This is a genomic window from Marivita sp., from assembly GCF_017643905.1.
GTDB lineage: Bacteria > Pseudomonadota > Alphaproteobacteria > Rhodobacterales > Rhodobacteraceae > Marivita.
Genome location: NZ_JAEPMO010000174.1, coordinates 1 through 7,856, shown reverse-complemented (window position 1 = coordinate 7,856; position 7,856 = coordinate 1). Strand labels below are relative to the sequence as shown.

Annotated in this window: 9 protein-coding genes; all 9 read left to right on the top strand. The window is 57.8% G+C overall.

The window, feature by feature from the left end; translation table 11 throughout:
• On the top strand, positions 1 to 468 hold a 468-nt coding region (locus JJ869_RS20265; protein ID WP_292270083.1), incomplete at its 5' end, for a phosphatase PAP2 family protein.
• Positions 465 to 2,489 carry a S8 family serine peptidase gene (locus JJ869_RS20260; protein ID WP_292270082.1) on the top strand — a complete coding sequence of 675 codons (2,025 nt, stop codon included), beginning with the start codon at positions 465 to 467 and terminating at the stop codon, positions 2,487 to 2,489. The genes JJ869_RS20265 and JJ869_RS20260, both read left to right, overlap by 4 nt.
• Before the next feature lie 206 nt (positions 2,490 to 2,695).
• Entirely contained in the window at positions 2,696 to 3,355 is a 660-nt protein-coding gene (locus JJ869_RS20255; protein WP_292270081.1) for a hypothetical protein, read from the top strand.
• A gap of 91 nt (positions 3,356 to 3,446) precedes the next feature.
• The gene (locus tag JJ869_RS20250; protein WP_292270078.1) at positions 3,447 to 4,154 is read left to right on the top strand and encodes a hypothetical protein; all 708 of its coding nucleotides are present in this window, start codon (positions 3,447 to 3,449) and stop codon (positions 4,152 to 4,154) included.
• Complete coding sequence (locus tag JJ869_RS20245) at positions 4,151 to 4,864, top strand: hypothetical protein (RefSeq protein WP_292270077.1); 714 nt, start codon at positions 4,151 to 4,153, stop codon at positions 4,862 to 4,864. The genes JJ869_RS20250 and JJ869_RS20245 overlap by 4 nt, the downstream gene beginning before the upstream one ends.
• Positions 4,861 to 5,514 (top strand): hypothetical protein, encoded by a 654-nt coding sequence (locus tag JJ869_RS20240; RefSeq protein WP_292270076.1) that lies wholly within the window; start codon positions 4,861 to 4,863, stop codon positions 5,512 to 5,514. The genes JJ869_RS20245 and JJ869_RS20240 overlap by 4 nt, the downstream gene beginning before the upstream one ends.
• 25 nt (positions 5,515 to 5,539) lie before the next feature.
• The gene (locus JJ869_RS20235; protein ID WP_292270075.1) at positions 5,540 to 6,289 is read left to right on the top strand and encodes a hypothetical protein; all 750 of its coding nucleotides are present in this window, start codon (positions 5,540 to 5,542) and stop codon (positions 6,287 to 6,289) included.
• Between the two features lie 10 nt (positions 6,290 to 6,299).
• Entirely contained in the window at positions 6,300 to 6,893 is a 594-nt protein-coding gene (locus tag JJ869_RS20230) for a hypothetical protein (protein WP_292270074.1), read from the top strand.
• A gap of 47 nt (positions 6,894 to 6,940) precedes the next feature.
• Positions 6,941 to 7,447, top strand: coding sequence for a hypothetical protein (locus JJ869_RS20225; RefSeq protein ID WP_292270072.1), 507 nt, complete (start codon positions 6,941 to 6,943; stop codon positions 7,445 to 7,447).
• Positions 7,448 to 7,856 lie beyond the last annotated feature (409 nt).

Sequence of the window (7,856 nt, the reverse complement as noted above, 5' to 3'; positions counted from 1 at the left end):
TTGCCCAGTGGGCACGCGACTGAGGCTTTTGTAATAGCGCGCTTGCTTTGGCGGCTTTTACGCTCTTCCAGGCAAGACATCTACAGCGATCCCAAATGGGGTGAGATGATCATGCGTCAGGCCGCGCGTATCGCGATCAATCGAACCGTTGCTGGCGTGCATTTCCCCGTCGACAGCGCGGCAGGTGCATTCCTGGGGCTTTCGCTTGCCGAGATCGTTATCACAGCGGGGCGTGGAAAGACCCTGCCTGCGGGTAGCTATCATTTCGACGGCCAGGCCTTTCCCGAAGCCAGTGATTTCAATTGGCACGCGCTATACGACGTCAAGCGCGACCGCCAGACAGCCACCGACTGGGCCCATTTCGACCGGCTTCGCGATGAGTCGGAGGAGGACGCACGCAAGGCGCCCGAAACGCCCCTCGAATGGCTCTGGCAAAAAGCGTGCGCGGAGTGGGTGGAATTGTCATGAGCCTGACATGGGACACTCCTTCCCCCGGAGTTGTCGGAAACGCCGTTACCGACTTCCGGCTGAGCCGCGGGGCCGAGCATTATCCGGCACCGGCCGATACGCTTTGGTGGGCGGCGCTGCTTGAGCTTGACGGGGCCTCGCTCGATGACATCCAAATCGCAACCTCCGGGGTTTTTCCTGGTCAAATCATCTTGCCCTCGGCCTACAGCCTGCAGGAGCGCGCGAACCCGGCGCTGACATTCGCGGTGATCTTCGCACAGACGCCGGTTCTGCGGCATCTCAACGACGAGCCTGCGCGCTATGGCATCGCTGACCTGCATCTGGGCAACCACGTGCCGCCACAACATCTCGACCCAGATGCGCCTCCGTGGTCGCCGGATGCCGCTCCCATTCCCGTGTCCGAGGGCACGGTACTTACTGCGGTCGTCGACGACGGGATCGCAATTGGCCACGATGTGTTTCGTGCCGATTTGTGCCGGAGCCGCATTGACTATTGCTATATTTTGGGCGTGGCGACACGCCATTTCGAAGCAGGTCGGCAAAGCTATGGGGCGGCACTTGATTGTAATAATATCAACACTCTGCTGCTGCGTCACACGATCGATGGGCTGCTTGACGAGCCCGCTTTTTATCGCGAAGCCGGGCTGATCGATTTCGGCAACCGCGATTTTTCCCCCGCGATCCTCAGACGCTCGCATGGCACCCATGTTATTGGTCTTGCCGCGGGATACCGGATGCAGGAGGCACCGGCAGACCGCCCCATCCTTTGCGCAAGCCTTCCCGCGCGCGTGACCGAAGATGTTACCGGGCAGACGCTACTGCCTGCGCTCGCGCTGGCGCTCAAGGTTCTTGGCGACCGCGCAGCGCAGTATCGCGTTGCGCGCAAAGATGGTTCCTTGACCGAGACTGCGCCGCCAGTCGTGTTCAACCTCAGCTATGGCAATTCTGACGGGCCTCACAACGCGTCCGGCCCTGTCGCGCGGCTTCTCGACGATATCTTTGCACCCAATGCGTCCCAGGTCCGGCACATGGTCATTCCTTCGGGCAATGACAACATGCTGCAACTGCACGCGGCCGTCGATTTCGCCAATTCGAGTCATGAGGAACTGCTTCTAAAAGTCCTGCCTGATGACCGCACGGTCAGCCATGTCGAAATCTGGATACCTCGTGGCCGCGGGGGCCTTGACGACCCCCCAGTACATGTCACGCTGATCTCGCCGACAGGACAAAAAAGCGCTCCCGCGCCTCTGCCAGAACAATCCGTGCAGAGGCTCAACGACGGGCAGTCTCGTGATGTGGCGCGGCTTTCGCTTCGGCGCACGCGCCGCGCAGAGTTTGGCTGGCTTTACACCATCAATATCAACCCGACGGCGAGCCTAGCGCCCGATGCCGCCATTGCCTGCTCGGGCAAATGGCGGATCTCGTTGCACTTGGCGGAAACCGCCCAGATTGCGGCGCCAGTCCAAGTCTGGATCCAACGCGACGAATCCTTGCCCGGTTTTGGACCGTTGGGGCGTCAGACTTATTTCGACAACCCTTGCTACCGTAAGTTCGACGCGGCGGGCGCTCCTCAAGCTGTCGATCCGCCGGGCGATTGCCCAGTTCGCCGCACCGGATCAATCAGTGGGTTCACCGGCGGAACGAGGCCTTTGGTGATCGGCGGATATACACGGTCGAATGGACGGATGTCGGATTATTCCGCAACCGCGCTTGAAAGCGGCCCGTTTCCAGATGCTGCCGCTCCCAGTGACGACAGCCCCGCGTTGCCAGGCGTCATAAGCGCTGGCTCTGCCTGCGGGGCAATGGTGCGCATTTCGGGTACTTCAGTCGCCGCGCCGCTGGTAACGCGCCTGCTTGTCAATCGCGACCCAGCTGGAGGGGGAGAGACAGCGAAGGCGTGGTTACAGGCCCTTGCGCGGGAGGACGACCCAAAGGCTTGCGGCCCAGCGCCAGACGCCAAACGGGGTGGTGCCGGGCGGCTGACTCTACTCGCGCCATTTGGTGCCGTCCGCGACGCCTGATCAACATCTCCACGGGACAGACATGACATGCTGCAGCCCTCCGGGGCTGCAGCATTTTTATTTCGGAAACATTTCAGAAGGATTTCAGGATTTCAGGACACCGTCTGCCCTAACGTCTACTTGTCCGGAGCGCAGATTTCCTGACGCAAAACAGAAACTTAGACGGGCAGTTCCACGCCGCCCAACATCGAGACATGAGGTGTCCAATGTCCAAAGTGAACCTAACCGCCGCAGACGGCGCAATCGCCTACAGCGACCCTTCCGTTCCGCAATCCCTCATCGACGCCTGGAGCTATACCACGACCTTTGCGCAGGCCCATGCTCGGACCGTGAATCCCGACGCGGCCACTGAGGCCTATTTTGACGCAATGACAAAAGAGCTTCAGCAACTTGCCTGGAACGTGACCAATGCGGGCAAGCTCGACTACCACCAGTCCGCCGAAAAGATATCGCCCGCTGGCATCGTGGAGTCGATCCTCAACCCTTATCTTTCCGCCGCACAGCAGAAACAATTGGCCGGGATTCTTAACGCTATCCAGCAGCCCGATGTCGGCGTACACAACTTCCTCGATTTTTTCTGGAACAAGGCTTCGACAAGCGCCAACAAGACCAACATGGCAATGGGTCCGCTCACGGTCGTGAATAACGCCTCCAATATCTCGATGATTTATTACGGATTCGATTTCTCGGCCACCGACTGGCGATCGTTGTTCGTCGAGAAGGACAGTGCCGATCTCTCTGTCACTGCCTACAACCTTGAGATGAATCTGAATATGGCTCTGTACGATCAGATCAAAGATGAAATCATCGACAAGCTGGCGGGTAAAGAAAAAGACCACATCAAGCAGACCTCGCTCGATCTTTGATCTCCCTTTCGCACGGCGGCAAGACCCGCATGCCGCTGTGCCTAATTACCTTTCAGTCGCCAGGAGATGTCCCATGCCCCGCCCAACAGTCGTGGTCGATCAAATTTTTGCCATCACAACAGCAAGTGATCCGACCGCAGGATTGAAGGACGCTCTTATAAGCCTTGTGTTCGCCAATGCTGCGGCTCGCGCACAGCGTTCCAGTGACCCCGAAAACTCTGTCGATACATTCCGCAACGCCTGGAGTTCTGCCATGGGTAATGTCGGCTGGGTTATCACCTCCGCAGGAAACTCCCAGATCAGCACCCAGTCCTCGCGGGGCACGACAAGTGTCGCGGACCGCATTATGATGAACGCTCCCAGCAGCGCCATCGAAACCGCTGTCGATCAATTGAAGGACCTGTCGCACGAAACCGGAAATTCCGACGATCTTTTGGAGATGTGGTGGGAGGCGGGCAGACAATTTAAACCATTCTATGCCAGCCTCGCGGCCGTCGATATCGACCCCGATAGCATCGTCCTTGAATTGGCCCAATTCTCTGTCGACCTTGGCGCACTCGAAGTGCCTGACGGCGGGGTACTCTTCCCGCGGGAAAAGCCCCTGCATCCGAAATCGCCTGCGGCGTTTTTCGAGAATGTGCTCGAAAACTCCATCGATATGTCGGTCTATCACATCCGATGCGAGCTGAACCTCCAGGTCTTTGGAACGCAACGCAGGGAACTTGAGAAAAAGTTGGGCGACAAGTTCTTCGATCATTTCAGAACGCTGCCTAAGGGTCTTTTGGGAGAGGCATCATGATCGCCTCGCTGTCCGTCGCCACTGCGCCCAATGGGTTGATGAGCGTCTCGCCATCGGTTTCTGCGAATTCGCTAGATGCGTATTTTTATACGTTCACTCAAGCGCAGGTGGATGCACGCGCCGCCAATCCCGATCCAACGACCGATGCTTACTACACCGCGATGATTGGCAGTCTCAAAGCACATGGCTGGACGGTGTTTGAGGTCGAAGCGGTCGAACACAAGATCACCTCCGATCCGCAGGTCCCGCTGATTGTCTGTGTTCTGGCGCTGCTCGACATGGTCGAAAACGGTTTCGGACATGTCTTCACGATCGACAGATCGACGATCCTGGCCGCCGCCAATGCCACCTGCAACACTCTGAAAGATCCCCCAGACGAGATCGCACGTCAGCTCGACGAATGGTGGGGCAGCACCCATGTCGAAGTGGGTTTGCGCGTCCTGAGCGTCGGACCGATCCTCGAACTTTTCGGCATCCCCTACCTAGGCGCTGCGCATTTCGCGATGCGCATCACTGCCGATAGCTGGCGCGACTTGGTGTCGCCAGACACGGATTTTTCCTTCTCTGCGCGGCCCGCACTGATGATGCTCAACTGGATTGAATACCGCCAACACGAAGTTTCACTGAAAGCCAAGCTAGCCGCGGAACTGGCCGGCAAAATCAAGCAGACGCAACTGGACCTAGATCCGGCGAAAGCAGGTGCATCGTGACCGTGCGGCTGACATCGGCAGGCGCGTCTCTGATTATGGGGCCGCCCGATGTTACCCCGTCCAACGCGGTGCCGTTTGCGCTGCTCTGGTCCGAGGCGGTCTGCCGCGCACAGAAGCTGACCATGGGCACCGAGGCTTACTTCAATCGCGTCGTCCGCGAGATGGGCGCGATTGCCTGGAACGTGACCGACGCGGGCGAGATGACATACACCCAGGCCTCTGGCAATGCCACACCCGCCGATGCGGTGGTCGAGCTTGGCGGTCAATACTTGCCAACCGACCAGCAGCGCATCCTGAAAACCGTCTTTGACGCCATTGGAACGGTGGCGCAGATCCCTGCATTGGACAGCCTGATGACCACGTTCTGGTCGGACAAGACACTGACCGCAAAGGGCATCTGTTTCGCCACTGCCCCAGTCAGCATGAACGCCAATGGTCAGCTGACGACCACCCTGGCCTATCTCGATTTCGACGGCACCTCCGACCGTTGGCAGAGCTTCTTCCTGACCCGTATGAGCGCCGAAACGCGGCTGCATTCACGACATGTCCAACTGACGCTGAACGCCGACCTTTGGCAACGGATCGACAAGCCCATAGCCGACAAACTCGGCAAGGCCGCTGTCGACGCGATTCAACACATCGACATCTAACCCCACCAGCATAAAGGAAAGACCCATGTCCGCCGAATACATCGACACGCTTGACATCCCCACCTCGACCGAAGTCGCAACGGCCCGAAAAATGCCGATCCAACCGAGCGCAATGGCGGCAAGCATCCAGAAACCCAAGGCCTTTGTGGACGGTGGTAGCGTGGTGGCTTTTGTCGCCGGTGTCTCGGGCCAAAATCGCGAGGATGTGCTGAACTCGACATTGCTGGCGCAACTGGCGGCCGACAAGGCTCACAGCCGCGAAGATGACGTGATGAGCTGGTACAGCTTCTACAGCAACGTTCTCGGCAATGTCGGCTGGGTCACCCAAGGTTTCAACTGGGAGAAATACACCAGCAAGAAAATGTCCTTCACAATGGACGAGGCCGTTCTCGAACTGGCCGCCACAGCCTTGACCGGTCAGGAAGAGCTGGCCGTTGTTGCCGCTCTGGACGCGATGCGCAAGCTTCCCAAGGAAGACGGGCGCATCAAGCTTTTCGACCATTCCTCGAGTTCGGACCAGGCGGGCAATTTCCAGATCTCGGTCTGTTCCGAAGACAACGGTGCTGTCGCGATGAAGACCATGGCGTTTTACTACGACGCCGAGCAGCAGGACACGACCGTGTTGTTTTTCAACTTCAACTCGGCCAGCACCACGCTCAATCAGGCCACCAATGCCCTGACCCTCGATAGTCAGGTCTATGCCAATGTGCGCGACAACGTCGTGACCAAGCTCGGCGACAAGGCCAAGAGCTTCGTGCTCGACCTTGATATCTGAGAGTGGGCCGATGACCGATACACTCGAAGCTGTGGAGGGGGTGCTTGTCGCCCTCTCTGACGGCACCCCACCCGACCGCGCCACTGCGATTGAAAACAGCCTGATCCTTGCTTGGCGCGCCGCAATGAAATCCGGAGATTACAATACTTTCTTCAGTGTATTGGGCAAGATCGGCTGGACTGAGTCGGGGAGCGGGGTGGAACAAAAATCCGTTCCCGTCGTCGGATTTGGCACGGCAATCATAAACGTGATTTCCGAGTGCAATTCCATCATCGATCCGATTCCGGACTTCAAACCAATCCTGACCGCGGCCGACGGAGCCGGGCATTCTCTGGCCAATTCGTGGTGGAACAGTGGAAACGAACAAGCAAACGGCCACGGCATTTGCTGGACCACAGACGGCCCGGACACGGTGTTGCGTTGCTACGTTCTGCTGACATCCATGCCCGATCCGTGGCGCGTGATTTTCGATCCCACTGCTTTGGCTTCGCTTCAATGCTGGTGGCGGGATTTCACTCTCAATTCGACCGTGTTCGATGGCCTCAAAGACGACATCGCCCAGAAAGTAGAGCCCTACCGCAAGGACATTCTTCGTATGTCCTGACATTTGCCTCACCCTGAAAAAAGAAAGGAAACAAAATGCTTACTTACATGGCCCTCGACTGGGACAATCAGGCCGCGCGTTCAGCCAAGCTCAAGGCACTCGCGGATTACTATCACCAGCCCGATTTCACCGCCTTCAAAATGCTGGGTGCCGACGTGATGGCACCCACCAAAACCGGCGGTAAGCAGAAACTGATCATCAATTCGCACAGCAATGCCAATGTGTTCGCTGGCTATTCTCCGGAGTCTTTCCTGACCCAATTGATGAGCAAAGGATTTGCCGAAGGTTCCTTCCCGGAGATTTACCTGATGGCCTGCAAGGTGGGCGAGGCAAGCCAGAACAACTCAATCATAACCAATTTTGCCCGCGATCTCAAACGTCTGCTGGTCGGGCATGGGATCACCGCCAAGCTGTATGCACCGCGGGGCATCCTTACTTATAGTCTCGAACGCAAACAGGCGTCTGGTCAGACCTACTATACTGTGACAGAAATGTTCATCAAAGCTCCCGAGCGCAACTATCCGCTCGACGAGGGCATGTTGCTGATAACCTGAACGGCTGCGAAACACACGAAAAGTGTAGCTCCAATCAAGCGTGGCGGTATTGACTGCCACGCCGTTTCCCTGCGCCGAAACTTTTTGCTGTGCGACCTGCGTCCGGCGGATGCAGAACTCTCTGACTGTGAATGTCCGCAACAAGACCTGTGCCGTTGCGGGCTTTGCTTTTGGTTCGCTCTGAGCGTGACAACGGCGATGGGCCTGACTATTCAGGCCGCGATTGCGGTCATCTCGACCGCGTTACGCACCCGGTCCAGGGAAAGTTCTGAACCGCGCCGGGTTTGCCGGAGGCTGATTTGTCTTAGTTACGCTGCCATATCTGATCTTTCCAGAGCTGCGTGGAAGTTTGCCTCTGCTTCGGCTGGTGGGATATTCCCGATGGGTTCCAGCAGGCGGCGGTTGTTGA

Bases quoted from the DNA above. Each gene is read 5' to 3' on its own strand.
- JJ869_RS20260 (WP_292270082.1), top strand. From the start codon at position 465: ATGAGCCTGACATGGGACACTCCTTCCCCCGGAGTTGTCGGAAACGCC.
- JJ869_RS20255 (WP_292270081.1), top strand. From the start codon at position 2,696: ATGTCCAAAGTGAACCTAACCGCCGCAGACGGCGCAATCGCCTACAGC.
- JJ869_RS20245 (WP_292270077.1), top strand. From the start codon at position 4,151: ATGATCGCCTCGCTGTCCGTCGCCACTGCGCCCAATGGGTTGATGAGC.
- JJ869_RS20235 (WP_292270075.1), top strand. From the start codon at position 5,540: ATGTCCGCCGAATACATCGACACGCTTGACATCCCCACCTCGACCGAA.
- JJ869_RS20230 (WP_292270074.1), top strand. From the start codon at position 6,300: ATGACCGATACACTCGAAGCTGTGGAGGGGGTGCTTGTCGCCCTCTCT.
- JJ869_RS20225 (WP_292270072.1), top strand. From the start codon at position 6,941: ATGGCCCTCGACTGGGACAATCAGGCCGCGCGTTCAGCCAAGCTCAAG.